The sequence below is a fragment of the Halopseudomonas pelagia CL-AP6 genome, assembly GCF_000410875.1.
Taxonomy (GTDB): Bacteria; Pseudomonadota; Gammaproteobacteria; order Pseudomonadales; family Pseudomonadaceae; genus Halopseudomonas; species Halopseudomonas pelagia.
In genome coordinates, this window is record NZ_AROI01000005.1 from 161,539 (window position 1) to 186,161 (window position 24,623).

At 58.0% G+C, this 24,623-nt stretch carries 19 protein-coding genes and 1 pseudogene; 8 read left to right on the top strand and 12 right to left on the bottom strand.

What is annotated here, in order from left to right; translation table 11 throughout:
* Positions 1 to 24: 24 nt before the first annotated feature.
* The 6 genes from K787_RS0104355 to K787_RS0104380 form a co-directional block, all read right to left on the bottom strand.
* Positions 25 to 1,635 carry a GMC family oxidoreductase gene (locus K787_RS0104355; RefSeq protein ID WP_028614579.1) on the bottom strand — a complete coding sequence of 537 codons (1,611 nt, stop codon included), beginning with the start codon at positions 1,633 to 1,635 and terminating at the stop codon, positions 25 to 27.
* Positions 1,635 to 2,468, bottom strand: a complete 834-nt coding sequence (locus K787_RS0104360; RefSeq protein WP_022961572.1) for an ABC transporter ATP-binding protein — start codon at positions 2,466 to 2,468, stop codon at positions 1,635 to 1,637. The genes K787_RS0104355 and K787_RS0104360 overlap by 1 nt, the downstream gene beginning before the upstream one ends.
* Complete coding sequence (locus tag K787_RS0104365; RefSeq protein WP_022961573.1) at positions 2,456 to 3,259, bottom strand: ABC transporter permease; 804 nt, start codon at positions 3,257 to 3,259, stop codon at positions 2,456 to 2,458. Before K787_RS0104365 ends, K787_RS0104360 begins: the two co-directional genes overlap by 13 nt.
* Positions 3,260 to 3,366: 107 nt before the next feature.
* A complete protein-coding gene (locus K787_RS0104370) occupies positions 3,367 to 4,353 on the bottom strand; it encodes an ABC transporter substrate-binding protein (protein ID WP_022961574.1) in 987 nt (328 codons plus the stop codon).
* Between the two features lie 137 nt (positions 4,354 to 4,490).
* The gene (locus tag K787_RS0104375) at positions 4,491 to 5,864 is read right to left on the bottom strand and encodes an aspartate aminotransferase family protein (RefSeq protein ID WP_022961575.1); all 1,374 of its coding nucleotides are present in this window, start codon (positions 5,862 to 5,864) and stop codon (positions 4,491 to 4,493) included.
* 38 nt (positions 5,865 to 5,902) lie between these two features.
* Positions 5,903 to 7,393: an aldehyde dehydrogenase gene (locus tag K787_RS0104380; RefSeq protein WP_028614580.1), complete on the bottom strand. Its 1,491-nt coding sequence runs from the start codon at positions 7,391 to 7,393 to the stop codon at positions 5,903 to 5,905.
* A 374-nt stretch (positions 7,394 to 7,767) separates the two neighbouring features.
* Here K787_RS0104380 and K787_RS22160 point away from each other — a divergent pair, with 374 nt between their 5' ends.
* Positions 7,768 to 8,730 carry a LysR family transcriptional regulator gene (locus K787_RS22160; RefSeq protein WP_022961577.1) on the top strand — a complete coding sequence of 321 codons (963 nt, stop codon included), beginning with the start codon at positions 7,768 to 7,770 and terminating at the stop codon, positions 8,728 to 8,730.
* Here K787_RS22160 and argE read toward each other — a convergent pair.
* From argE to K787_RS22165, 4 genes are all read right to left on the bottom strand, one after another.
* The gene (gene argE / locus K787_RS0104390) at positions 8,678 to 9,829 is read right to left on the bottom strand and encodes an acetylornithine deacetylase (RefSeq protein ID WP_022961578.1); all 1,152 of its coding nucleotides are present in this window, start codon (positions 9,827 to 9,829) and stop codon (positions 8,678 to 8,680) included. The two genes, K787_RS22160 and argE, sit on opposite strands and share 53 nt — an antisense overlap.
* A 99-nt stretch (positions 9,830 to 9,928) precedes the next feature.
* Positions 9,929 to 10,624 (bottom strand): DUF1028 domain-containing protein, encoded by a 696-nt coding sequence (locus K787_RS0104395; RefSeq protein WP_022961579.1) that lies wholly within the window; start codon positions 10,622 to 10,624, stop codon positions 9,929 to 9,931.
* Positions 10,621 to 11,055 carry a RidA family protein gene (locus K787_RS0104400; protein WP_022961580.1) on the bottom strand — a complete coding sequence of 145 codons (435 nt, stop codon included), beginning with the start codon at positions 11,053 to 11,055 and terminating at the stop codon, positions 10,621 to 10,623. The genes K787_RS0104395 and K787_RS0104400 overlap by 4 nt, the downstream gene beginning before the upstream one ends.
* Positions 11,055 to 12,419, bottom strand: a complete 1,365-nt coding sequence (locus K787_RS22165) for a flavin-containing monooxygenase (RefSeq protein ID WP_022961581.1) — start codon at positions 12,417 to 12,419, stop codon at positions 11,055 to 11,057. The genes K787_RS0104400 and K787_RS22165 overlap by 1 nt, the downstream gene beginning before the upstream one ends.
* A gap of 845 nt (positions 12,420 to 13,264) precedes the next feature.
* On the opposite strand from K787_RS22165, the gene K787_RS0104410 reads away from it, so the two are divergent.
* A complete protein-coding gene (locus K787_RS0104410; RefSeq protein WP_022961582.1) occupies positions 13,265 to 13,618 on the top strand; it encodes a hypothetical protein in 354 nt (117 codons plus the stop codon).
* A 122-nt stretch (positions 13,619 to 13,740) separates the two neighbouring features.
* A complete protein-coding gene (locus tag K787_RS22170; protein ID WP_022961583.1) occupies positions 13,741 to 14,319 on the top strand; it encodes a tyrosine-type recombinase/integrase in 579 nt (192 codons plus the stop codon).
* Positions 14,320 to 14,518: 199 nt separating this feature from the next.
* On the opposite strand, the gene K787_RS0104420 is transcribed toward K787_RS22170, so the two are convergent.
* Positions 14,519 to 15,688, bottom strand: coding sequence for a phospholipase D-like domain-containing protein (locus K787_RS0104420; protein WP_022961584.1), 1,170 nt, complete (start codon positions 15,686 to 15,688; stop codon positions 14,519 to 14,521).
* Positions 15,689 to 15,922: 234 nt separating this feature from the next.
* Positions 15,923 to 16,291 (bottom strand): annotated as a pseudogene (locus tag K787_RS25465) (site-specific integrase); the annotation flags it as partial.
* 353 nt (positions 16,292 to 16,644) lie between these two features.
* Between K787_RS25465 and kdpA the strand changes: the two are divergent.
* From kdpA to K787_RS0104450, 5 genes are read left to right on the top strand one after another with little or no spacing between them, the layout of a single operon-like run.
* Positions 16,645 to 18,354: a potassium-transporting ATPase subunit KdpA gene (gene kdpA / locus K787_RS0104430; protein ID WP_022961586.1), complete on the top strand. Its 1,710-nt coding sequence runs from the start codon at positions 16,645 to 16,647 to the stop codon at positions 18,352 to 18,354.
* Between the two features lie 10 nt (positions 18,355 to 18,364).
* Complete coding sequence (gene kdpB / locus K787_RS0104435; protein ID WP_022961587.1) at positions 18,365 to 20,407, top strand: potassium-transporting ATPase subunit KdpB; 2,043 nt, start codon at positions 18,365 to 18,367, stop codon at positions 20,405 to 20,407.
* Between the two features lie 10 nt (positions 20,408 to 20,417).
* Positions 20,418 to 21,068 carry a potassium-transporting ATPase subunit KdpC gene (kdpC, locus tag K787_RS0104440; RefSeq protein ID WP_022961588.1) on the top strand — a complete coding sequence of 217 codons (651 nt, stop codon included), beginning with the start codon at positions 20,418 to 20,420 and terminating at the stop codon, positions 21,066 to 21,068.
* Positions 21,069 to 21,097: 29 nt separating this feature from the next.
* Positions 21,098 to 23,839, top strand: coding sequence for an ATP-binding protein (locus tag K787_RS0104445; RefSeq protein ID WP_028614582.1), 2,742 nt, complete (start codon positions 21,098 to 21,100; stop codon positions 23,837 to 23,839).
* The gene (locus K787_RS0104450) at positions 23,823 to 24,557 is read left to right on the top strand and encodes a response regulator (RefSeq protein ID WP_022961590.1); all 735 of its coding nucleotides are present in this window, start codon (positions 23,823 to 23,825) and stop codon (positions 24,555 to 24,557) included. Before K787_RS0104445 ends, K787_RS0104450 begins: the two co-directional genes overlap by 17 nt.
* Positions 24,558 to 24,623 lie beyond the last annotated feature (66 nt).

Below are 24,623 nucleotides of genomic sequence, written 5' to 3' on the forward strand. Positions count from 1 at the left end.
AGAGTCGCAGCTGTCCGCCAACCCCTAGGTTATTGTTGGTGTTTTGGTCCTGGGTGTTAAAATGAAGTCGGCTGCACGTTCCCCGATCATGATGCACGGGGCGTTGGTGTTACCGCTTATCAGCGTCGGCATGATCGAGGCATCCGCTATTCGGAGGTTATCCAGCCCCTTTACCTTCAGCTCCGGGCTCACCACGGCCATGTTGTCCAAGCCCATTTTGCAGGTCCCGACCGGATGGAATACGGTCGCCGCGTAGTCTCGCAGGTGCGCTAGAAGCTGTTCGTCTGTTTGCACTTGTGGGCCAGGCAGCATTTCGAGCCCGCGGATGTCGTCGAACTCCGGTTGCGCAAGGATTCGGCGAGCTAGCTTCACACCCTCTACCAGCACTTTGCCGTCTTCCGGCTTATCAAGGAAGTTAAAGTCGATTTCCAGTCTGCGTCCTTCACCCAGGCGCACTTCACCCGTGCTTTGCGGACGCAACACGCAGGTGTGGATCGCGTAGCCATGACCCCATTCGAATAGCCGTCCGCGGTGGCTCCGGTAGCCGGGAACGAAGTGCATCTGTACATCCGGTAACTCGCCAGCCAGTGGTGTGCGCGCAAAGCCGCCGGCTTCTACATAGTTGGTTGTCAGCCACCCCATCTTTTGAAACAGGTATCTGAACGGCGAGGCCAGCACCTTGGGTAGCGAACCCAGGGAGAAACCAAGCGAAAGTGGGCTTTTTGAGCGAACGGTTACCAGACCATCGATATGATCCTGCAGGTTCTTGCCAACCCCAGGCAGGTCGACTTGGCATGCCACGCCCGCTTTTTTCAGTTCATCTTTGGGGCCAATACCGGAATTGAGCAGAATGTGCGGTGAGCCTAGCGCACCTGCGCAAAGGATGGTTTCGCAGGTGCAATGCAGCGTGCGCCACTGATCGTCCTGTTGCAGTTCAAGGCCGGTGACTCTCCCTCCGTCGAGAATCAGTCGCCCGACTTGGCAACGGGTGAGCACCGTCAAGTTCGGACGCTCGCGTATGGGATGTATAAATGCGCGGTAACTGGACAGGCGCTTGGCTGCCTTTTGCGTCACGTTATAGAGGCCAACCCCTTCCAGGGAGCCGCCGTTGAAGTCGTCGTTGCGCGGTAGCCCCAAGTGTTCGCCAGCGCGTATGAATATCTCCGACAAGGGATTCGGATCAGGCGGTCGGTCTACCAGCAGTTCGCCCTCGATGCCATGGTAATCGGCCGATTGGCCGAGGCGATTGCCTTCAGAGCGTTTGAAATAAGGTAGTACGTCCTGCCAGCCCCAACCTGGGCAGCCGGCACTTTCCCAGCGGTCGTAATCGCTGGCATCGCCACGGATGTAAATCATACTGTTCATTGAACTGGAGCCACCCAACGCCTTGCCGCGTGGAGTGTGCAGGCTACGCCCCGCGAGATTTTTCTGCGGCGCGGAAAAATAGTTCCAACTGAACACCTTACTCTTGTAGAGCGTGATGGTGCCGGCGGGAGTTTGTACCCGCGGGCTGGCGTCGCTGCCGCCGGCCTCGATCAGGCATACACTCACTCCCGGATCGGCGCTCAGGCGGTTGGCCAACACGCAGCCGGCAGAACCGGCGCCCACGATAAGGTAGTCGAAGCGTTCGTTTATCAATGTGATGCCTCCAGATCATCGTGTAGCAGGCCCAGAATTTGCCGTTTCATACGGATAAAATCAGGCTCCATGACCACGTCGAGATTGCGCGGACGCTCGATGGGTACGTCGAGTACTTCCTTGATCCGTCCCGGGCGGGCGCCCATCACGTAAATTTTGTCAGCGAGCAGTATCGCCTCGTCGATATCGTGGGTGACAAACACGACGGTTTTCTTGCTGTTGCCCCACACCTGCAGCAGCAACTGCTGCATCTGTAACCGGGTCTGGCTGTCCAGCGCGCCAAAGGGCTCATCCATCAGCAGAATCTGCGGGTCGTTGGCCAGGGCTCTAGCGATGGCTACGCGCTGCATCATTCCACCTGACAGCTGCTTGGGAAAATGCTCGGCGAATTTGGTCAGACCGACCTCATTCAGATAAAACTCGACGATGGTGCGGATTTCGCCCGAGGGCAGGCCCCGGCGCTTCAGACCGAACTCGATGTTTTTGCGTACGGTCAGCCAGGGAAACAGGGTGTACCCCTGGAACACCATACCCCGGTCCGCGCCCGGGCCTGCGACCTTCTGCCCGCCGACATAGATGTCACCCTCGGTCGGCTCGTTGAGGCCTGCTGTGAGGTACAGCAGGCTCGACTTGCCGCACCCAGACGGACCAACGATCACTGCGAACTGCTGATCCGGCACCTCAAAGGAAACCCGGTCCAAGGCAGTGAAGGTCTCGCCCTTGGGTGACTGGTAGCGCAGGCTGACATTGTCCACTCGCAGCCGCGCGGCGACTTGAGCGTAGGCGCTGAGGGGCGGCATGAGATAGGGTTTCTTGGCTATTGCGCCCATGCGGTAATCCTTAATCTGAGGAAGCGGAACAGTTGATCGGTGATCAGCCCGAGCAAGCCAATGATGGCGATGGCCAGGAATATCACGTCGACCTGGAAACCACGCATAGCCTTGAGGCTGATGTATCCCAGGCCACTTGATGCGGCGACCAGTTCGGCGACCACCAGATAGGTCCAGGCCCACCCCATGGTTACGCGCAGCGTGTCGAGAATGCCTGGCAGCGAGGCTGGGCCGAGCACGTGCAGCACCACGTCGCGGCGGCTGGCGCCGAGCGTGTAACTGGCATTGATCAGGTCCTTCTGCACGCCCTTGGATACGTCGGCGATCATCACCAGCTGCTGAAAGAACACACCAAAGATGATCACTGCCACTCGCTGCTCCAGGCCGATGCCGATCCAGAGAATGAATAGCGGTACGAAGCTTGTCACGGGCAGGTAGCGGATGAAGTTGACCAGGGGCTCAAGGAACGCCTGGACGATGCGAAAGCTACCCATGAGCAAGCCCAGCGGCACGGACACCAGCGACGAGATCAGAAAACCAATCAGCACCACTTCCAGACTGGCCGCCACGTGTTTGCTCAGCGTCCCGTCATTGGTCAGACGAACGCCGGCGGCAAGTACGTCGCCCGGCGTTGGAAGAAACATCGACGGCACGATGCCGCCGTACGATAGTCCGGCCCACAGGCCGAGAACCAGCAGCCAGCACAGGCTGCCCGCACCGAGCACCAGCTTGCCCGGCAAATCCAGCTTGGGCGTCAGGCAACGCTGAAACCAGGATTTTTGCGTGGCCATTGCACCACCCCTTTTTAACAATTGGACGACATGTCAAGACAGGTCCTTGGACCCGATTAAGGCCAAGGTGCGGGCCGGACGCGATGCCATGCCCGCGCCTGTTGCGGTTAAGGTGTTACGAAGCGCGTATCGATCAGGTCTTCGTACGACACCTCGTACGCTTTGCCCTGTAGAAGGCTCCAGGTCTCGTTGGCGAGGCTGATGATCCCGGCGATATCGCCCTGCTGCCCTGGCGTGCCGAGTAGCTTCTCACTCATGCTCTGGTCATAGAATTTGACGCCCTGTGCTGCTTCGGCCAGGTCCTCAGGTTTTGAAAGATAGCCGCCAACCCCTTTGGCCATAATTGCGTACGCTTCCTCGGGATGGGTCTTGGTGTATTCCACGGCTTTGTACAGGCCGCTGACCAGTGCCTTGACGTCCTCTGGCTGCTCCTCGATCACATCGCAACTCAGCGCCACCACGTCGACGATCACGCCAGGCGTGGAGCTGCTATCGACCAGCACCTTGCCGACGCCTTTCTGCCTGATAGCCGTTAGGTTTGGCTCCCAGGTCACTGCAGCGGGCACACGGCCGGCGATGAAAGCAGTGGCCGCGTCATCGGCGGTCATGTTCTGTACCTTGATGTCGGCCATGCTCATGCCTGCATTCTTGAGCAGGTAGGAAAGCCAGAACTGCGACACCGAGCCTTCGTTCACCGCTACCGATTTACCTTTCAACCCCGAGATGTCGTCGATATCGTCACTCACGACGATGCCGTCGCCGCCGTAGGACTCGTCCAGTGCGGCCACCGCCTTGAAACAGAAACCATTGGAGCGGTACTTGAGTATCTCGTCGATGGTGGAAGCCGAGCCGGAGAGCTGCCCCGAGGCTTGGGCCGCCATGTACATTGAAGCTTCTTCGATAACGGTCAGCTCCACGTCCAGGCCGGCATCCTTGAAGTAGCCAAGGTCACGGGCCAGATATAGCGTGCCGTAGCCCACCCAAGTGGTGTGGCCGATGGACAGGGTTCCAGCCTGCGCTGTGGCGGTCATGCAGGCGGCAAGCGCCGTGGCGGCGAAAGAACGGACGATATGGTGGCGCAAGGGCTTTTTCATTAAGCACTCCAATAGCCTATTGGCTGGTTTGGGTTTATGTATGGCAGAGGTTGGCCAAAGGCCTGAACGTCGTTGTGGGCAGGCTCCCCTGGAGCCTGCACCGGGTTCTTGCGCCGCCCTCTGCGGGGCGGTTCGAGTTACAGAAGGTTCAGCTCACGTGCGCTGCGGTCCACTGCTCGGCGGGTCTTCTCTACCAGCTCGTCGAGTTCGGCGTGGCTTGCGACTAGCGCCGGTGCCATGATCATTCGGCCCAGAGTCGAACGGATGATCAGGCCCTCGTCGAAGCCGACGGTGCGGCAATGCCAAGCAATATCGTTTTCGTTGGCAAAGTGTTTTCGCGTGGCTTTGTCCTCGGCGAATTGCAGCGCAGCGACCAGACCGACGCCCTGTATCTCGCCGATCAAAGGGTGTTCGGCAAAAGTCTCGCGTAGCAGTTTCTGCAAGTAGGGGCCGGTGTCGAACTTGACTGTCTCGATGATTTTTTCGTCGCGCAGCGCAGTAAGATTGGCGATGGCTACCGCCGCAGCCACGGGATGCCCGGCATAGGTCAAGCCGTGGGCGAAAACCCCGCCCTGTTGCACCAATACCTCGGCCATACGTGCGCTGAGCACCAAGCCGCCCATGGGGATGTAACCGCTGGTCAGGCCTTTGGCGATAGTCAGGGTGTCAGGTTCGAAACCGAAGTGCTGGTGGGCAAACCACTCTCCTGTGCGGCCGAAGCCACCAATCACTTCGTCGGCGCACAGCAGAACGTCGTACTGGCGGCAGATGCGCTGTATTTCTGGCCAATAACTGGCCGGCGGGAAGATCATGCCACCCGCACCCTGGAAGGGTTCGGCGACGAAAGCAGCCACGTTTTCCTCGCCCAGTTCGAGGATTTTGGTTTCCAGCTCCCGGGCGGCCTTCAGGCCGAATTCCTCTTCGCTCAGATCACCGCCTTCGGCAAAGTAATAGGGCTCACCAATATGCGCGAAATCCGGCAGCATGCCGCCCATCTCGTGCATGAAGCCCATGCCCCCCAAAGCGGCGCTGCCCAGGGTCGACCCGTGGTAACCGTTCTGGCGACCGATCATTACCTTTTTCTGCGGCTTGCCAAGGATTTGCCAATAGCGGCGCACGGTGCGGATCAGGACCTCGTTGGCCTCGGAGCCCGAGTTGGTGTAAATCGCATGGCTGTAGTGTTTGGGGAGTAGGCTGAAGAGCAGCTCCGACAGCTCAATCACCCGCGGATGGGTGGTGTGGAAGAACAGGTTGTAGTAGGGCAGTTCTTGTAGCTGACGGCTGGCGGCGGCATTCAGGTCCGCGCGGCCATACCCGAGCGCGGTACACCACAGACCGGACATACCATCCAGGTAGCGTTTACCGTCGGTATCCCATAGGTTCAGCCCTTGCCCCTTGGCAATCACCAGTGCGCCTGTCTCATTCAAGGCTTTCTGGTCGAGGAAGGCATGGATGTGATGTGCCGCATCCAGTGCCTGGTATTCCTTTGTTGTATGGCTCGGGGCGATCATCGCAAGGCTCCTGTGTTCGAGTTTGGTTCCAATGGCGCTTAGCGCAACTGAAACCAGGTGGTCTTCAACTGGGTGTATTTGTCGAACGAGTGCAGTGACAGGTCGCGGCCGAAGCCCGATTGCTTGCCACCACCAAATGGGGTGCTGACATCCAGCGCATCGACGGTATTGACCGATACGGTGCCAGCCTTCAGCTGGCGGGCGACTCGATGCGCGCGATTGAAGTTGTCACTCCACAGCGAGGCGGCAAGACCGTAAATGCTGTCGTTGGCTAACTGCACGGCCTGCTCCTCGCTGTCGAAGGGCATCACCGCAAGCACCGGGCCAAACACTTCTTCACGGGCCAGGCAGCTGTTCGGTGACACGCGGGTGAACACGGTGGGTGCGATAAAATTGTCCGAACCGTTGAATGTCAATTGCTTGCCACCGCAGGCCAGATGAGCGCCCTGAGTTTGAGCTGCGGCGATGTATTCCATGATGCGGGCGGTTTGCCGCCGCTCGACGATGGCTCCGGCGCGGCTGGATGGGTCCAGCGGGTCACCCGGCTGCCAGTCGCGAGCCTTGGCCACCAAGCGCTCGACGAATTCATCGTGAATGGAGCGTTCAACCAATAGACGCGAGTTGGCCGAGCAGACTTCGCCCTGATTGAAAAAAATGCCAAAGGCGGCCTTTTCGGCAGCGAGGTCCAGATCTTGGTAATCGGCGAAGACCAGGTTGGCGCTCTTGCCGCCGCATTCCAGCCACACCTGTTTGAGGTTGGATTGCGCCGAGTAGCCCATGAAGTATTTGCCTACTTCGGTAGAGCCGGTGAAGACCAGGCAGTCGACATCCATGTGCAGGCCAAGAGCCTTGCCCGCGCTTTCCCCGAGGCCCGTGACTACGTTGAACACGCCCTCCGGAACGCCCGCTTCCAGTGCCAGTTCAGCCAGCCGCAGGGCCGAGAACGGCGACTGCTCGGCGGGCTTGAGAATCACCGAATTGCCTGCGGCGAGTGCCGGCGCTAACTTCCATGCGGCCATATCCAGCGGGAAATTCCACGGCACTACTGCGGCAACCACCCCCAGCGGCTCACGGGTAATAGTGGCGAGGACGTTGTGCGCGCTCGGCGCCACTTCGTCGTATAACTTGTCCAGGCTTTCTGCGTACCAGCGGAATATGCCGGCGGCGCCAGGTACGTCGATGTTCCAGGCATCCATCACCGGCTTGCCCATGCTCAGCGAATCGAGCAGAGCGAGTTCATCGCGGTGGGTCAGGATCAGGTCTGCGAGCTTGAGCAGTACCTGCTTGCGCTCGGTCGGCGCTCGCTGCCACCAACTCCCGTTCTCGTAAGCCTGACGTGCGGCGCGAACGGCCAGATCAACCTCTGCAGCACCACAGGCGGCCACGTTAGCCAATAGTTTGCCGGTCGCCGGATTGATCGAGGCAAAGGTGGCGCCGGATTGTGCCGCCACCCGACGGCCTCCGATCAACGCCTGATCGATAAAGCCTTGTTGCTGCGCACGCTGCTGCCAGTCGATTAGTTCGTACACCGCCATCCCCCTCTCGCCAATTCAATGTGGTTGCGAGCTGATAGTGGCTCAAAGACGGGCATAAAAAAATTATTAAAAATGTCATCGAGGCATACGAAAAAGCTGGCTTGATATGCGCCAAAGCGGGGCGTTTCGCTCCTTTATGGTGCGTACGGTGCGGACGCCCAGAGACGGCTAATTAATAGCTCGGGTGCTGGTCTATTTTGGCGCGTGTCAGCCTTGGCATCGAGGCTCGATGCGGCGATATATGCTGCTATTCGGAGGGTCTATCAGCGCTATCCAGTGCTGCGGCGTGCATCTTGCAGTGAGACTTGCACTTGTGCGCCCCATTGCCCCCGCGGCATTCACCTTGAACCAGATATCCGAGGTATCGCTTGGCTGCCTACTCTCTGCGCCAGATCAGATATTTTGTTACCGCCGTGGAATGTGGCAGCGTGGCTGAAGCATCCCGCAAACTGTATATCGCGCAGCCGTCGATTTCGACGGCGATAAAGGGCCTGGAAGAGAGCTTCGGCGTGCAGTTGCTCATTCGTCACCACGCTCAGGGCGTGTCGCTCACGCCAAGCGGCGCGCGTTTCTATCGCAAGGCGCAGGAACTGCTGCGCATGGCCCATGAGTTCGAGCAAAACGCCCTGGCCGATAACGACATAGTGGCTGGACAGATAGACATCGGCTGCTTTGAAACCGTCGCGCCGCTGTATTTGCCAAGGCTAATCGCAGGTTTCCGTAAGCGCTATCCCGGCGTGGGGATTCGCCTGCACGACGGCGAGCAGCAGGAGCTTGTGCAAGGCGTGACCGGTGGTCGTTTCGATCTCGCGATCTTCTACGAACACGACCTCGACGGCACCATCGAGACTGATCCGCTGATGCCACCACAGCGGCCCTATGCGCTGTTGCCGCAAGGCCATCGGTTTGCCGCGCAGGAGCGGGTATCGCTACGCGACCTAGCTCTGGAACCGATGATTCTCCTGGACGTACTGCCTAGCCGTACTTACTTCGTGAGTATTTTTGAGGAGCTGGGTTTGAGCCCGAACATTGTATTCAGTTCACCCTCGATCGAGATGGTGCGGGGCATGGTTGGCCAGGGGTTCGGCTTCTCTATATTGGTCACGCGGCCGCACTGCAATACCACCTATGATGGACAGCAGGTCGTCTGTGTCGATATCCACGAGGACGTCACCGGCTCCGGGCTTGTCGCCGGCTGGTTAAAACGCGCACAACTGACCAAGCCGGCGCAACTGTTTGTCGATTACTGCAAGGAGCAGTTGGTGGGGCTTTCAGATGTCAGGCCGCCATCCAGCGAGCCAGGCGAGCCAGCATTGCGTCGCATGCTGTGAGTTGTGCGAGGCTGACGAATTCGTCTGGTTTGTGGCCCTGGTCCATGCTGCCGGGGCCACACACCACAGTGGCAATACCCGCCTCGTCGAAAAGACCTCCTTCTGTGCCAAAAGCGACCGTCGAGAAATCGTCACCATCACAAAGCAACGCCAGCAGGCGCGCGGCCTCACTGTCGGGCTCGGCGAGCAGGCCTGGATAACGGGACAATTCGCTGAAATGGATAGCGCTGGCCTCGCTGACGGCCTTCATCCGTGGCAGCAAATCCGTGTCGGCGTAGGCACGGAGCTCGGTGGTTACCTCTGACGGGTCGTCAGAGGGCAATGTGCGGACTTCAAAGTCAAAGCGGCATTCGGCGGGGACGATGTTCAGTGCCTGACCGCCATGAATCAGCCCGGTCTGCACGGTAGAGTAGGGTGGATCGAAGCGCGCGTCATGTCGTGCTGGATTGGCCAGACGTTGGCCAATCTCGCCCAGACGGCCAATCAATCTGGCCGCATATTCGATAGCATTCACGCCTTGCGGTGCGTAGGCAGAATGGCAGGGAGCGCCGTGCACCTCGCAGCGTATCGCCAGCTTGCCCTTGTGCCCAAGTACCGGGCGCATTTCAGTGGGTTCACCTATCAAACAGATGGCTGGGCGGTCCGGGCTTGCACGCAACTGATCGATCAGACTGCGCACGCCGAGGCAGCCGACTTCTTCGTCATAGGAAATCGCCAGGTGTAGCGGCAAACGCAGCGGCTGTTGCAGAAAGCACGGCAGGCTGGCCAGCACACAGGCGATAAAACCCTTCATGTCCGCTGTGCCTCGCCCGTATAGCCGACCTTCCTGCTCGGTCAGTTCGAACGGCGGAGTCGCCCAGCGCTGTCCATCCACCGGCACTACATCGCTGTGCCCGGACAGCATCACCCCGCCCGCTCCGGTTGGCCCAAGGCGCGCGTGCAGGTTAGCCTTGCTGCGTTCGGCATTGAAGATGAGCGTGCTGGTAATACCCAGCTCGGCCAGGTAGTCACTGATGTAGCTGATCAGTGCCAGGTTGGATTCACGGCTGGTGGTATCAAAGGCGATAAGCTTTTTCAGCAGGGTACGGCTGTCGAGCATGGTGACCTCTTCAGTGAAATAAGCGCGCTGGGTTAAAGTATTGGTAACGCCGCTAGACTGGGTGGAGACGTTGCTTATGCTCCATGGGCAGCGCGCTACTCATTCGTCCCCAGGTACCCCGTACTTGGGGGCTTTGGTCGGGTCGAGCGCACGGACGATGTAGTCGTTCATCTGCGGTTCGTAGGCGCGCCAAAGCTCGTCGAGCTCTTCGATAGGATTGGCACTGGCCCAATCGACTCGAAGGTCTATCACTGGCCAAATCAGATCGCTGACTACCGAAAGCGCGGCTGAGTGCACCGGCCCGGCCTCGCCCCCAGCCGCTACGGCCTCGCCCCCAGCCGCTACGGCTGCGTGCATGGCCGCGAGCAGGCGATCCGGCAATCCGCCCCCGGCCTGCTCGAAAGCGTCGATCATGGCGTCGATCACCTTTGGTGACGTCAGCAGGTTGCCAGCGGCTACGCATTGTTCGCCCGCCCTGGCATGATGCACGCCGAGCGCCTCGCTGCCAGTGAAGTGTGCGGTAGCGCCGTGGCTGTCGATCACCAATAGTTGCCTGAACTGACCGTAGCCGTTGCCATCGAGCGCCTGGCGCACGGCCGCCGTCGGGCTGGCTCCGGTCTGCAGCAGGTCCAGCACCTGCGGGCCGAGGGCCGGGAGGGTGATGTTCTGCGTCGATACCGCGCCGACCCCGGCGCGCAGCCAAGGGCAGCGTGCACCGACGGCAATGCTCGATGAGCTGATTGCGACGCCGAGCATTCCGGTTTCTGAGCAGCGGCCCAGGATGGAAAAAGTCATGGTAGTACCTCGCCTTGCCAGTCGTCGGGAATGACGGCAATCACGTCGATTTCCATTAGCCATTGGGGCTGGCCCAGTGCGGAGACTACCAGCCCTGTAGAGATCGGGAAGACGCCCTTGAGCCATTTGCCGACCTCCTGATAAACCGCTTCGCGGTAGCGCGGATCAATCAAGTAGGTGGTGGTTTTTACGATATGCGAGAGATCGCTACCGGCCTCTTCCAGCAGTTGTTTGACGTTCTTCATGGCCTGCTCGGTCTGCGCGCGCGGGTCGCCGAGACCAATCAGTTGGCCCTCGAAATCGGAGCCGACCTGACCACGCACATAGACGGTGTTCCCGGCCCGCACGGCCTGACAGAGGTCGTTATCCAGGCTCTGATTGGGGTAGGTGTCTTGGCTATTGAACATGCGGATGCGAGTATGGGTGGGCATCAACGAACTCCCAAGCGACTGATGCTAGAGTCTTGTGAGCCAAGCGCTGTGGCTGTCTCCCGTTGGCGTTGTGCGGCGTCGCGGTAATCCAGGTATTTGCGCTGGGTAGCAATGTGGTCGGCGATGTGCCTGGCGTCGTGCCACACCCCCCAGATAAAGGTGGAACCCCGGCGCGACAACCACGGAAGGCCAACGAAATAGATGCCCGGTTCGCTGGACACCCCGCGTTGATGCCTAGGTTTGCCGTTATTATCGAGGGCATTGACCGGCAGCCAGTTGAAGTCGACTGAATAGCCGGTGGCCCAGATAATCGTAGCCACCTTGGTTGCGGCCAAGTCCAGCGAGAGGATCGGATGGGTCACACAGTCCGCCTCCGGCATGGGCGTGCGGGCTTCCGGTTCTTCCGGCAGGCTGAGGCCATTACGCGCTATGTAGGCATCGGCCGCATCGAGCAGTGACAGGTAATTCTCGTCACCCCGAGCGAGGTTGTCGGCCAGGTCGGCTTCGAATATCGCTAGGCCATCCTCGATTGCTTTGGTCATTCCGACCAGCGTGATGCCCTGGCGGGCGAGCCTCCGGAAGTCAACCGTGTGCCCACCGTGGGCACCGCTCACGGCGATGGTGACGTGTTCTTTGCCCGGTTGTACGGCTTCGGTATCCCATAGGCCCAGCACGCCTAGCCACCAGACAAAGTCTCGGCCACGGTAGGCCCGTGGCGGACGATCGTGCGGCCCGACTGAAAGATATACCTGCCTGCCGGCACGCTGAAGCTCGTCGGCGATCTGGACTCCGGATGACCCGGACCCGACTATTAGTACGGCGCCCTCGGGCAATTGTGCCGGGTTGCGGTACTGCGCAGAGTGGATCTGGGTCAGAGACGCATCCTTTGGAGCAATGACCGGAATGACCGGGCGTTGGAAGGGGCCTGTCGCGGCAACCACGCGGTTGGCCTCAATGGTGCCCTGAGACGTTTCGATGATGAAACCCGACCGGCCAGTCTGACGCCTGACCCGCTTTACCTCCACACCCGTACGGATCGGGGCGCTGATGTATCGGGCGTAGGCTTCGAAATAGGCCGCGACCTTTTCTTTGCTCGCAAAAGCATCAGGATCCACACCGTCGAACTCCATCCCTGGAAAACGATCGTGCCAGACCGGGCCATTCGTTACGAGCGAGTCCCAACGGTCTGTGCGCCAGGCTTCAGCGATCCGGCTGCGCTCAAGTACGAGGTGGGGTACGCCGAGCTTGCCAAGATGCTCGCTCACGGCGATGCCCGCCTGACCGGCACCAACAATCAAGGTATCTATCTGTTCTAGCGTCTTATCCGCCCCCTTGGGAACGGGGGCGGGGTGAAAGTCGGTCATCGCGTGACTCCTCTGATTCTGCGCAGTTATGGCTATTTGTGTTGGTCACATTCTGCTCAGCGTTTGGGAATCGCGAAATTATGATTTTTGTAGTTGCTGGCTAGGGAAAAGCTGTTGGACAAAAACCAGCCCAGTCACTGCTCGCCAGAGCGTGCGCGGCGAACATATCGACGTGTTGCAAGCTAAGGGTGGCTGGCATTTGAGGCACTCGTTTGGTCTGGGGCGAGAACTGATGCTGGTCAGGTCGAATCGGAGGCGCACAGGTACCGATGGCGGTTGTTTTATATAGAGCCGATCTTTTGTCAGGAACGGCAACGGGCTCGTCACTTCTGAACTAGGGCCGCCTTGGTTCGGAGACTGTTTTCAGCCAAAAGCAGGAACCCAAGAGAGATAAATAAATCTGTCTGCTTTGCTTGCCCTTCCACCTCAAAGATATCTGGGCCATTCGGGTAAGACCTGGCTCGCAGAGAAGACGCGGGATCTGGCTCTCTTCGATCTGCCCAGCCCTAGTCGCGCATAATGGCCTGGCGTGAAGCGAAATGTGGGTGAGCGTGTGTTGCGCACGGATCACGGCTGTGGCGTCCAATAGCGCATCGATAACATCCGTTCGGTTGTCGATTTTTCATCTGTGTTGCTTTGCACTACGTTCATTTCGGCTTTTTGGGGCCATGCTGCTACCTCAATAATAAATGGTTAAAAATACCATTTGCAGGTATAAATGACCTTGTTGGCAAGGGTATTTTATACCTTAAATATTTATAGAATGTTGATTTATAAGGATAAAATGCTGGCATGCTTTTTGATAGGATAGTTGGTGAGACTCAACTCTAAACAAGGAATATGTCATGCGAAAAATTTTCACTCTGTGCGCTGTAACCGCACTGCTAAATAGCCCCCTGGTTCATGCTGAGCAAATACTGTCGGCGCAAAGCGATACGCTGGTCGGTGGTGGATTCAGCGGTCTGACGGGTTTCATGCTCGGTGGTGCGGCAGGCGGACCAGTGGGGGCCTTGATTGGCGGGGGCCTGAGTTATCTGGTTGGCAGCCAAGCGCAGGAAGCGATGGGCTTGGAGCAAACGCTTTATGTGATCAAGGATGAGAACGGTTTAACCAGGCGTGTGCGCTCCTCTGATACGGGTTTCGTCGAGGGTCAGCAGGTGTCTTTGCAGGGCTCACAGGTTACTGCGACAGCACCATAAAGGGCGTGTATATCTCTGGTGGCGGTTGTATCGGAGAGCGCGCAATGTGGTATGCCCTGTTTCATGTATTGCATCTGCGGGTCTTAATGGTCATTTAAACTGACCCAAGTGGGTCAAGATAGGTGGCCATTGAGAGGCAGAAAGCGCCGCTTCGGCTTAGAGATATTTGGTCTATCCGAATAAGGCTTCAGATTGCGGAGAAAACCCGAGATCTAGCTCTTTTTAATTTGGCCATTGATAGCAAGTTACGGGCCTGTGATTTAACGAAGCTCCGGGTGCGCAACATAGCCCATGGTGCACAGGTGTCGTCCCGGGACATTGTGATGCAACAGAAAACTCGTCGCCCCGTCCAGTTTGAAATCACTGACCAAACCCGGACGGCGCTATGTGTCTGGATACATCAGGCCCAACTGCGAAGTGAGGATTTCCTGTCTCCAAGCAGGTTGCACAGTTCAGACCATCTCTCCACTAGACAATGCGCTCGAATCGTTAAACCTTGGGTAACTCCCATTGATCTTGATCCGGCCATGTACGGTACCCACGCGCTACGGCGCACCAAAGCGCCACTGATCTACCGCAGGACGAAGAACCTCAGGGCCGTGCGCCTTCTACTGGGCCACACGAAGCTGGAAAGCACGGTCGGGTACTTGGGAATCGAAGTGGACGACGCTCTTGATATGGCAGAACAGACCGAGGTGTGACCAGCGATAGCGTCGGCCTAAACCAGGCCGCCACTATCCAGCCAACAGCGGACATTCAACCAATAGGTGTCGACCGATACATCCATCACGGGAGGCAAAGACGACTGCTATTGGTTCCGAGGAACAAGGCGAGTCCGCTCAGTATGTCAAAGCTCGTCGAGATCCGGCGAGAGAAGCCTAGGGGTTGAAAGTTGTCTGTTCATGAGGTGGCACTAGCGAACCAGATAATGCAATCCAGCTCAGCTAAATTTTCCGCTGGATAGCCGTCTGCACGTTTCAGAGCCGCTCGAAGGAGACGAGCACTGTTAACGTAGCGCTCTCCGCTGCTAAACCCCCGTGGGAAAACAGTATCCAGACTCGCGAACCAATCCCGCACCGGCCCATTGAGCACGAAGTAGTGCTTTGGAAAAAACTGACAAAGCATCTCGGAGAACAGTGCCCCCCTAGTTGGAATACCCAGCGCGGTCAGGCGATTGATTTCTCGAATCACTACCCTGTCGCGGCCTGCAAACGGCGCGTCAAGAACATAGACAAGACTTTTAGAGAACTCCCGGAAGTCACTATTCCGCCCCGTACGCTCCCAGCCTTTCCCCTGGAAGCGGCTGCCATCCTCACCGAAGCACCACAGCCAACTGAGCTTGTAATAAAAGTCGTCAGATCGAGCTTGGTTCCAGAGCCTAGCTCTGCTGGTCGTGCGAAAGAGTGCCTCCAGTTTGGCCTTGTTGCTCCTGAAAGCCTCCATCTGGTCGCGGCGCTGATTAAGGAATGGTTGATAGCCGTTAAGCTCACTTATCGCAGGCAGCGGGAGGTGAAATACTTCTTCAGCGGCCCTGTTATTATCCGCCTTCGAGCTGCTTGAACGGGCTGGTTGGCGAGCCTCCTGATACTTATCAAGCCAAGTCTCATTAAGAGTGACGCTCACTCCATAAATCTTTTCGACCCACGTGGATGCCAGTTCAAACTGTCCACCAGTGATGCGGGAGAAACCATTGGCCTCGAAATTTGTAGAGAAAGCTGCCTGCGTCAAATTGGAAGAGCCAAGCAACGCATAGCACTTCCCATCGAGCTCCCGCCAAAACATCGCTTTCGGGTGAAAGCCAGTGATTGACTCCGCCACCATGAACTCGTGGCGGCGTTCGGTAGGGAGCCATTTCATAACAGACCTGCAGGCGTGCTTTCTAGTGATACCGAAGTCCTTCCCTACGATGAAGAGAAAAGACTCGCATTGGCTACCGAGGGCGTCCTTAACTCCCCACTCAGCAAGGTAGGCGCTGACGATGTACAGTTCTTTCGACCGGCTTAATGCCCGCTGGTAAATTTTCTCTAGGCTCAGGCCGTCGGATTTCCTAGGCAGCAGAATCAGTTGCATATGACATCCTTATCAGGAGGAAAACAGCCTCCTTTCAGGCTCCATGGTACTTTACTGAGCTCAGAGCGTACCTATCGAATTCCGCCTGTAAAATATGTCATTACTGCGTACATCGAATGAATAGCCTGCATCCCACCCAAGCCTTGGAAAGGACAAGTTCATTCATAGATCCGACCGGCCGCTTTTAGCCGATAGCGACAATACAAATTTTGACTTCCGCAGTTGGGGCCGCAGTCAAACCATAGTCTGTTCAGCCACTTCTAAAGCATCGTAACCCTCGATCCCAAGATACTTGGGGGTGCTTTCAAGCTTCGTTTGACCCTGTAGCAGCTGGATTGCTCGCAGGCTTATTGTCCGGCGGTAGATCAGCGATACCTTAGTGCGTCGGAGTCTGTGAGTGCCATACATCGCAGCACCCAAACCAATTGAGGTCACCCAAGCTTTGACAATGCGTGCGTATTGCCTAGTCGGTAGATGGTTAGAACTGTGCAGTCGACTTGGAAGGGGCTGGTGAATCCAGATCTCCAGAGCCGTTCGGGGTTGCTCGGTAATCTCGAACTGCACCAGCCGCCGAGTTTTATTCTGCATGACGATGGCGCGCGAGAGTGAAGTGCATGAAGCGCTATCGAGCTCCACACAGCAGGTCGCCACTACCCACCAAATTTTGCGCAAATTTTATGACCGACCCGGGAATAGGCATGGAGAATTTACGCTTGCCCGCCGGACACTTGTATTGGGATTTTTTTCACTAACCCACAGGTGGAGTGTCATGAAGGTGTTCTCAAACGGAAGTCCTATAGCTGTGGTTTTGTCCCGCCCGCTGGGGGCGTCGGCGCGTAGCGTTACCCGTGCTCGGCACAGAACTATGAGGGACGAAGGGCGTTGGGCTTTGCTCATCTCAAGCTTCTTTCACACCGCATTATCGAATGTAGCCAAGCAAGAGAGGTTTACTCGTCATGGTTGAGTTTTTTCTGGTTTTTGCACTGGCCATATTGCTTGGCTGGCCCTTGAGCCGGTATCTGGCGGCTGTTATGCGTGGCAGCCCGATGCGCGGAGACCGGTTCTTTCTCCTCATTGAAAAACCGGTCTATTGTCTGCTGGGCACTGACCCCAGAGTAGGTATGACATGGCGCGGTTACGCCACCGCCTTCGTGCTCAGTAATCTTGCGCTGGGACTGGTCGTTTGGGGCATTCTGATGACCCAGGCGTGGCTGCCGCTTAATCCGAACGATGCGCCCAATATGACTTGGGACCTGGCTCTGCACACCATGGTGTCGTTCCTCACCAACACCAACCAGCAGCATTACTCAGGCCAGGCGCAGCTTTCCTATTTTGCGCACATGGCCGGCATCGTCACGCTGCAGGTGGTCACGCCCATGATGGGTCTGGCTGTGGTGGTGGCAACGCTGCGTGGACTGTTTGGTGGTCGCAATGCGGCAACAAACAGGGCCGATAGGCAGGAAAAGCGCACGGTAGATGTAGGTAACTATTGGGCGGATGTGCTGCGCCCAACGGTGCGCTTCATGTTGCCATTGTGTCTGGTTTGGTCGGTGATGCTGACCAGTCAGGGTGTACCCGCCTCCCTGGATGGCGGCCCGGTGGTAGCACCCGTTGATTCCAGCGTGGAGATGCTGGAACAGAAGATTCCTCTGGGACCGGTATCACCGATGGTAGCTATCAAGCAACTGGGTACCAACGGTGGCGGCTGGTTTGGCCCCAATAGCACGGCCCCATTGGAAAACCCAACGCCGCTCTCAAACCTGCTGGAAACGCTGGCGCTCATTCTGATCCCCATAACACTGGTGATGGCGATAGCCCCACTGACTGGACGTAGACGGTTTGCTGGTTTGGTCTTCGGTGCGATGCTGACCATGTCTCTGGCCTCTGCCGGTTTCGCTGTGTGGTCCGAGGGGCATTCTTCAACTGTCAGCGATATCGCGTTGATGGAAGGCAAGGAGGTACGGCTGGGCGCAGAACCCTCAGCGCTATGGGCCGCGTTAACCACGCAAACCTCGAACGGCTCTGTTAATGCGATGCATGACTCGCTGTCACCACTGACTGGCCTGGTGACCATCAGCAATATGCTGATCAACGGTATCTGGGGCGGGATCGGCTCCGGTCTGCAACAGTTCATCGTCTATCTGATGCTGGCGGTTTTTCTTGCAGGCTTGATGACCGGGCGTACCCCGGAGCTGTTTGGTCGCAAGATCGAGGCGGGTGAGGTCAAGCTGCTGGCCGTGCTGGTATTGATTCAGCCACTGCTATTGCTGGGGTTTACTGCCGTTACGTTGGCTGTGCCAAGCCTCACCGGCAATTCCAATCCGGATTTCCATGCCATCAGTCAGGTGTTCTATGAGTACACCTCAGCATTTGCCAACAATGGCTCGGGTTTCGAGGGGTTGGGTGACAACACCCCGTGGTGGAATCTGACCTGCGTTCTGTTGCTGGCTATGGGTCGCTATCCGGCGCTGATCATTCCGCTGGCTATTGCAGCGATGCTCGCAAGCAAGCGCCGGTCGCCTGAAAGCGCTGGAACACTGCAGATCGAAACTCCGACCTTCGGCGTCATTCTGATTGCAGTGATCATCACCCTGACCCTGTTGCAATTCATGCCAATCCTGGTGCTCGGGCCTGTTGCCGATCACCTTGCTCTGATCGCGCGCTGAGGAATCCAACATGAGTAATACAACCGTAAAATCCCAGGGCAACCGTCGCGCAAGCGGAGCTGGCCAGGGCGAATACAAGGCTGCGCTGATTGAGGCTTTCGTTAAGCTGGCGCCGCAGCACATCATCAAGAACCCGGTCATGGCGGTTGTCTGGTTAGGCACTTGCCTGACGGCGCTGGCGAGCATCGCCGGCTGGACCACGCCCGGGTTCGGCTGGGCTGTCACTGTGATCTTGCTGGTTACCGTGCTGTTCAGCAACTTCGCTGAGGCCTTCGCCGAATCCCGCGGCCGCGGCCAGGCTGCTTCGTTACGCCGGGCTCGTCAGGACCTGGTAGCGCGGCTTCTCGATAAGTCTGGCAGCGAGAAGTCCGTACCTGCCGCGGAACTGCGGCCCGGAGATAGGGTGGTGGTTGAAGCTGGTCAGTTGATCCCGGCCGATGGTGAGATAATTGAAGGACTGGCCACGGTAAACGAAGCAGCGGTAACCGGCGAATCGGCTCCTGTATTGCGTGAGGCAGGTACCGACCGCTCAGGTGTTATCGGCGGTACCAAGGTGCTGTCTGACCGGATCGTAATCAACGTCACTGCTGACCCAGGAAACAGCTTTCTGGACCGGATGATTGCACTGGTTGAGGGGTCGAACCGGCAAAAAACGCCCAACGAAATTGCCTTGGGGATTCTGTTGATGGTCATGACTCTGACCTTCCTCATTGTGGTGGTCACCCTACCGTTTATCGCCAGTTTCGTAGGTGTGGAGATCAACCTTGTACTACTGATTGCGCTGCTGGTCTGCCTGATTCCCACAACTATTGGCGGGTTGTTGCCAGCGATCGGCATTGCCGGTATGAACCGCGCGCTTAAGGCCAATGTGCTGGCCAAGTCGGGCAAGGCGGTGGAGGTCGCAGGTGACGTCGATGTGTTGCTGCTGGACAAGACCGGCACCATTACTTATGGCGACCGCCAAGCTACAGCATTCTTCCCGCTGAGTGGTGTTGCAGCTGAGCAGCTGCAACAGGCCTCGCTGCTTGCCTCCTTGGCTGACCCGACTCCGGAAGGCAAATCCATTGTGAAGCTGGCGCGCGAGCTGGGTGATGATCTGGCTGAACCAGCCGACGCCGTTTTTGTGGCCTTCTCGGCGCAGACGCGGATGTCTGGCGTTGATCTTCCAGGCAACAGGTCGATTCGCAAGGGTGCCTTTAACGCAGTAGCCGAGCACGTGCATGCTCTGGGGGGCAAGGTCTCGGCTGAGTTGCAGGCGCGTGTAGCTGAAGTCGCTCGCACTGGAGCCACGCCTTTGGTGGTCAGCGACGGCGCGCTTCTGCTTGGCGTTATCGCGCTGTCTGATGTGATCAAGCACGGCATCAAAGAGCGCTTCGCCCGCCTGCGAGAAATGGGCGTGAAAACGGTGATGATTACCGGAGACAACAAGCTCACTGCCGCCAGCATTGCCGCCGAGGCGGGAGTTGATGACTACGTTGCCGAGGCGCGGCCGGAAGATAAGCTCTCGCGGATTCGCGCTGAGCAAGCTGCAGGTCGCCTGGTGGCGATGGTCGGTGACGGAACCAATGATGCCCCCGCTTTGGCGCAGGCGGATGTGGGTCTGGCGATGAACTCGGGTACGCAGGCAGCCAAGGAGGCGAGCAACATGGTCGACCTTGACTCAGACCCTGCCAAGTTGTTGGCGGTGGTTGAGATTGGTAAGCAGCAACTGATAACTCGAGGCGCACTGACTACCTTCTCACTGGCCAACGATGTGTCTAAATACTTTGCCATCCTGCCGGCTTTGTTTGCGGCGGCGATTCCGCAAATGGCGGCGCTCAATGTCATGAATCTGGGCAGTCCCACCAGTGCGGTGCTGGCTGCTTTGATCTTCAATGCCATCATTATTCCGATGTTGATTCCCCTGGCCCTGCGGGGAGTGAAGTTCAAGCCCGCCAGTGCGACTGCCTTGCTGCGCAACAACATGCTGATTTACGGGGTGGGTGGTGTGGTGCTGCCCTTTGTGGCAATCAAGCTGATTGACATCATTTTGAACACTCTCTTCACTTTTTAAGGAACAGCTCATGACCATTGTAATTCCACCTGCCGACCAAAGCCCTGATATCTCAATTCCTGTGGTATCGGACGTAGGGTTAGTACGAGGCGCGCTCGGGTTGGCATTGTTTTCCTTTCTGTCGATAGGTTTGCTCTATCCGTTGGCTGGTGTCGGACTCGGCCAAGCGCTCTTCCCGGCTGCCGCCAACGGCAGTTTAATAGAGGTTGATGGTCAAGTGGTGGGCTCCTCTTTGGTGGCCCAGCCATTTGCCGATGATCGCTATTTCTCTGCTCGCCCCTCGGCCGGCGATCATCAGCCCATGAATGCGGGCGGCAGCAACGAAGCGCGGACAAATCCCGAGCTGCGCCAGCGTATCGATGAAGCGTTGAGTGCGGTGGCGTTACGTGAGGGTGTGGCTGTATCGGAGGTGCCGAGTGACCTGGTTACCCAGTCAGGCGGTGGTTTTGATCCACATATCAGCCCTCCGGCGGCTTCTATCCAGGTTGCACGCGTGGCCCAGGCCAGGGGGCTTGAGCAGCAGGCCGTTGCGGACCTGCTCGCCACTCATACACAAGCGCCGCAGTGGGGCATTTTGGGGCAGCATAGTGTCAACGTGTTAGAGCTCAATCTGGCACTTGATGCATTGCAGGTTGGCACTGTAAGGCCGGCAGCAGAGTAAGGGTTGAGACAAGAGAACGGGTGAACTTGATGAGTGCTGAAAAAACAGAACAGGCGGATGCGCTGCTCGGTGAAATTCGTCGGCACGCTGCTGGGCGCCTGACAGTCTTTCTTGGCGCGGCGCCTGGCGTCGGTAAAACCTTTGCAATGCTCACCCGGGCTCGAGAGCTTCAGCGCCAGGGCAAGGATGTGGTCATCGGCATTATCGAAACCCACGGCCGGGCCGAAACCCAGGCCTTGCTCGAAGGCCTGCCAGCAGTAGCGCAGAAGACTGTTGGATACCAGGGGCGCACTCTTTATGAAATGGATCTGGACGGCCTGCTGACGCGAAAGCCGGCCATAGCGCTGGTAGATGAGCTGGCACACCGCAATGTGCCCGGGAGTCGCCATGAGCGTCGCTGGCAGGATGTTGACGAGCTGCTGGACGCGGGTATCGACGTCTATACCACGGTCAATATTCAGCACCTGGAAAGTTTGAATGACGTGATTTACCAGATTACCGGCGTAAGGGTGAGCGAGACGATTCCGGACTCGGTTTTTACCCGCCTGCGTGATATTCGCCTGGTTGATCTGCCCGCCCGTGAGCTGATTGAGCGGCTCAAGGAGGGCAAGGTTTATTTGGCGGAACAGGCCAAGCAGGCACTTCAGGCTTTTTTCTCACCATCCAACCTCACCGCGTTGCGCGAACTGGCGATGCAGACGGTCGCAGAGCACGTGGATCTGGATCTACGGGAATCCCTCGCCGCCCGTGGGCTCCCCGATGTGCCCATTCAACGGCATGTATTAATTGCCATTGATGGCCTGGGCCAGTCCGAGTTTCTGGTCCGTGCCGGGGCGAGAATGGCAGAGCGCCGGGGCGCACCCTGGTCGGTAGTCACCGTGGATACCGGCGGGTCGGCAGAAGCTGCAGCGTCGGTTGACGATCTGGGGCAATCCATTTCACGCCACGGCTCGCTGGCCCATGGTGAGCAGCAGCGGCTGATGGAACTGGACAAGGCGTTTGCGTTGGCGCGCAGCCTTGGCGGAAGTACGGAAATTCTGCACGGCACCGATGTGGCGCAGGTGCTGCTGGACGCAGCCACCGCGCATGGCGCCCGTGCCATCGTTATCGGCCGCACCCGCGAGCGGTTGCTCGCGCGGGTATTCAATCGCACCATTACCCAGCGGTTGCTACGGCGCGGCGGCGGCTATGAGCTGACCATCGTCGGCACTCCCGCAGTCCGGCCGCGGCGATGGCGCCTGCCGGGATTGGGAAGTGGTGGGCTCGGCGGGCGCGAGCTTTTACTGGTGCTCGCTGTTAATGCCAGTGCCATCGGCGCAGCTATGCTGGGGGAGAGTCTGCTCGGGCTGCAGGACGTCTCAATGGTGTTTCTTGTGGCGGTGCTGCTGATCGCTGCGCGCACACGCATGGTCACGGCGGTAATCACCGCCGTCCTGTGCTTTCTGGCATACAACTTTTTCTTTATCGATCCGCGCTACACCTTTTACATCAGCGCCTACCGTGGGGTCGCAACGGTCTTCCTGTTCCTGCTCGCTGCGTTGATAGCGGGGCGATTGGCCTCAACTTTACGCAGGCAAGTTGTGGCCCTGCGCGCTGCCAATGCGCACGCCAACGCGATGCAGAATCTCGGTCGTCAACTATCCACAGCGGCTGATCTGGGGCAGGTGATTGCCGCCGGTACGTCGGTGATGAAGCTCGCGCTGCATGGGGATGCCTGGATGCGTATTAATGGCCAGTCGGGACCGGCCAGCCTGGGCACCGCACTGGATGAAAAGGATTTGACTGCTGCCGACTGGACGCAGCAACACGGCCAACCCAGCGGGCGTTACACCGATACGCTGACGCATTCTGGTTGGTGGTTTCTGCCGGTGCGTTCAGAGCAGGACACCTTGGGCGTCGTGGGCCTGCGCTTTTCAGAATCCATGACGCGGCTGTCATTTGAACAGCGCCGGCTTGCTGAGAGCATGGTGTATGACATCGGCCAGGCGGTGCTCAGGGCCAGCCTGGTGTCTGAGCTTGAAGCGGCCAAGGTCGCTGGGGAGACTGAGCGTCTGCGATCAGCGTTATTGTCTTCCGTTTCCCATGATCTGCGTTCGCCGCTGTCTTCCATGATCGGCGCCGCGGAAAGCCTTTCGCGTTATGGCAAAGATATGGGCGAGGACGACCGCGAAAGTCTGCTGGAGACGGTTCGCGTCGAGGGCGAGCGGCTGGATCGCTACATTCAGAATTTGCTGGATATGACGCGGCTGGGCCAGCAGGGGCTGACGCTGGCTCGCGACTGGATAGGCATCGATGAGTTGGTGGGCTCTGCCTCGACACGGTTGCAACGCTATGAGCCAGGTGTACGAGTTAAGGTCGATATCCCCCCGGATCTTCCACCCATACATGTACATCCCGCACTGATTGAACAGGCTATTTTCAATGTAATGGAGAACGCCGCCAAATTTTCCCCTGATGGGGAAGCTATCATTGTAACCGCTCGGCGTACGGCTGAAGGCAAGCTCTGCCTGGAAGTGGCCGACAAGGGGCCAGGCATTCCTGAAGAGGAACGCCGGCGTATTTTTGACATGTTCTACAGCGTTGAACGCGGTGACCGGGGCAAACAGGGCACGGGTCTGGGCCTAACCATCGTTCGAGGTATTGTTGGCGCCCACATGGGTAAAGTCGAAGCAGTGCAAGGCCCAGGTGGAGAAGGCACCACAATACGTCTGATATTGCCATGGGGCGTGCACTTGGAGCGGTCGGACAGTGACAATGAAGCCGAACAGTGAAATCAAATCAGAAGCATCAGCGCCTCAAGTGCTTGTCATAGACGATGAACCCCAAATACGCAGATTTATCGATATAAGTCTTCGCTCCCAGGGTTATAGAACCCTTCTGGCGGAGACGGGCGAACAGGGATTGGCCCTATTAGCCACCAATGGCGCTGGCCTGGTAATACTGGATCTCGGGCTGCCTGATCTCGATGGTCGCGAGGTGCTGAACGAGTTGCGGCTGTGGTCACGCACCCCGGTGATTATTCTGACCGTGCGCTCCAGTGAAGAGGAGAAAGTCGCTTTACTGGATGCAGGCGCAAACGACTACGTTACCAAACCCTTTGGTATTGAGGAACTTACGGCTCGGGTGCGAGCGTTCCTCCGTAATAGTCCGCCTGATGGTGAGAGCCCACCTAGCTACGATGATGGAGAGCTACGGGTAGACTTCGCCCAGCATGAAGTGTCTCTACGGGGCACCCCGGTAGCGCTGACCAAAAAGGAATTTGCCCTGCTAGCGCTACTGACTCAGCAACCGGGGCGGCTACTAACCCAACCCCAGCTGTTAAGGGAAATCTGGGGACCCAGTCATGTACAAGATGGGCATTACTTGCGAGTTCTCGTCGCGAAATTGCGCCAAAAGCTGCAGGATGACGCCGCTGCACCGAGGTACATATTCACGGAGCCTGGGGTTGGTTTGCGGTTTGTTTCGGTCGAAAAAACTGCGAGTTTCTGATTTTTGAATACTACTGATTACAGAAGCACGACTGACTGCTTTTGACCCAGAGTGTGTAAAAACGCT

Coding starts and splice junctions, on each gene's coding strand:
- K787_RS0104375 (WP_022961575.1), bottom strand. CDS start 5,864: ATGATCGCCCCGAGCCATACAACAAAGGAATACCAGGCACTGGATGCG.
- K787_RS0104445 (WP_028614582.1), top strand. CDS start 21,098: ATGAGTGCTGAAAAAACAGAACAGGCGGATGCGCTGCTCGGTGAAATT.
- K787_RS0104400 (WP_022961580.1), bottom strand. CDS start 11,055: ATGCCCACCCATACTCGCATCCGCATGTTCAATAGCCAAGACACCTAC.
- K787_RS0104450 (WP_022961590.1), top strand. CDS start 23,823: ATGAAGCCGAACAGTGAAATCAAATCAGAAGCATCAGCGCCTCAAGTG.
- K787_RS0104420 (WP_022961584.1), bottom strand. CDS start 15,688: ATGCAACTGATTCTGCTGCCTAGGAAATCCGACGGCCTGAGCCTAGAG.
- argE (WP_022961578.1), bottom strand. CDS start 9,829: ATGCTCGACAGCCGTACCCTGCTGAAAAAGCTTATCGCCTTTGATACC.
- kdpC (WP_022961588.1), top strand. CDS start 20,418: ATGACCATTGTAATTCCACCTGCCGACCAAAGCCCTGATATCTCAATT.
- K787_RS0104395 (WP_022961579.1), bottom strand. CDS start 10,624: ATGACTTTTTCCATCCTGGGCCGCTGCTCAGAAACCGGAATGCTCGGC.
- K787_RS0104360 (WP_022961572.1), bottom strand. CDS start 2,468: ATGGGCGCAATAGCCAAGAAACCCTATCTCATGCCGCCCCTCAGCGCC.
- kdpB (WP_022961587.1), top strand. CDS start 18,365: ATGAGTAATACAACCGTAAAATCCCAGGGCAACCGTCGCGCAAGCGGA.
- K787_RS0104410 (WP_022961582.1), top strand. CDS start 13,265: ATGCGAAAAATTTTCACTCTGTGCGCTGTAACCGCACTGCTAAATAGC.
- kdpA (WP_022961586.1), top strand. CDS start 16,645: ATGGTTGAGTTTTTTCTGGTTTTTGCACTGGCCATATTGCTTGGCTGG.
- K787_RS0104365 (WP_022961573.1), bottom strand. CDS start 3,259: ATGGCCACGCAAAAATCCTGGTTTCAGCGTTGCCTGACGCCCAAGCTG.
- K787_RS22165 (WP_022961581.1), bottom strand. CDS start 12,419: ATGACCGACTTTCACCCCGCCCCCGTTCCCAAGGGGGCGGATAAGACG.
- K787_RS0104370 (WP_022961574.1), bottom strand. CDS start 4,353: ATGAAAAAGCCCTTGCGCCACCATATCGTCCGTTCTTTCGCCGCCACG.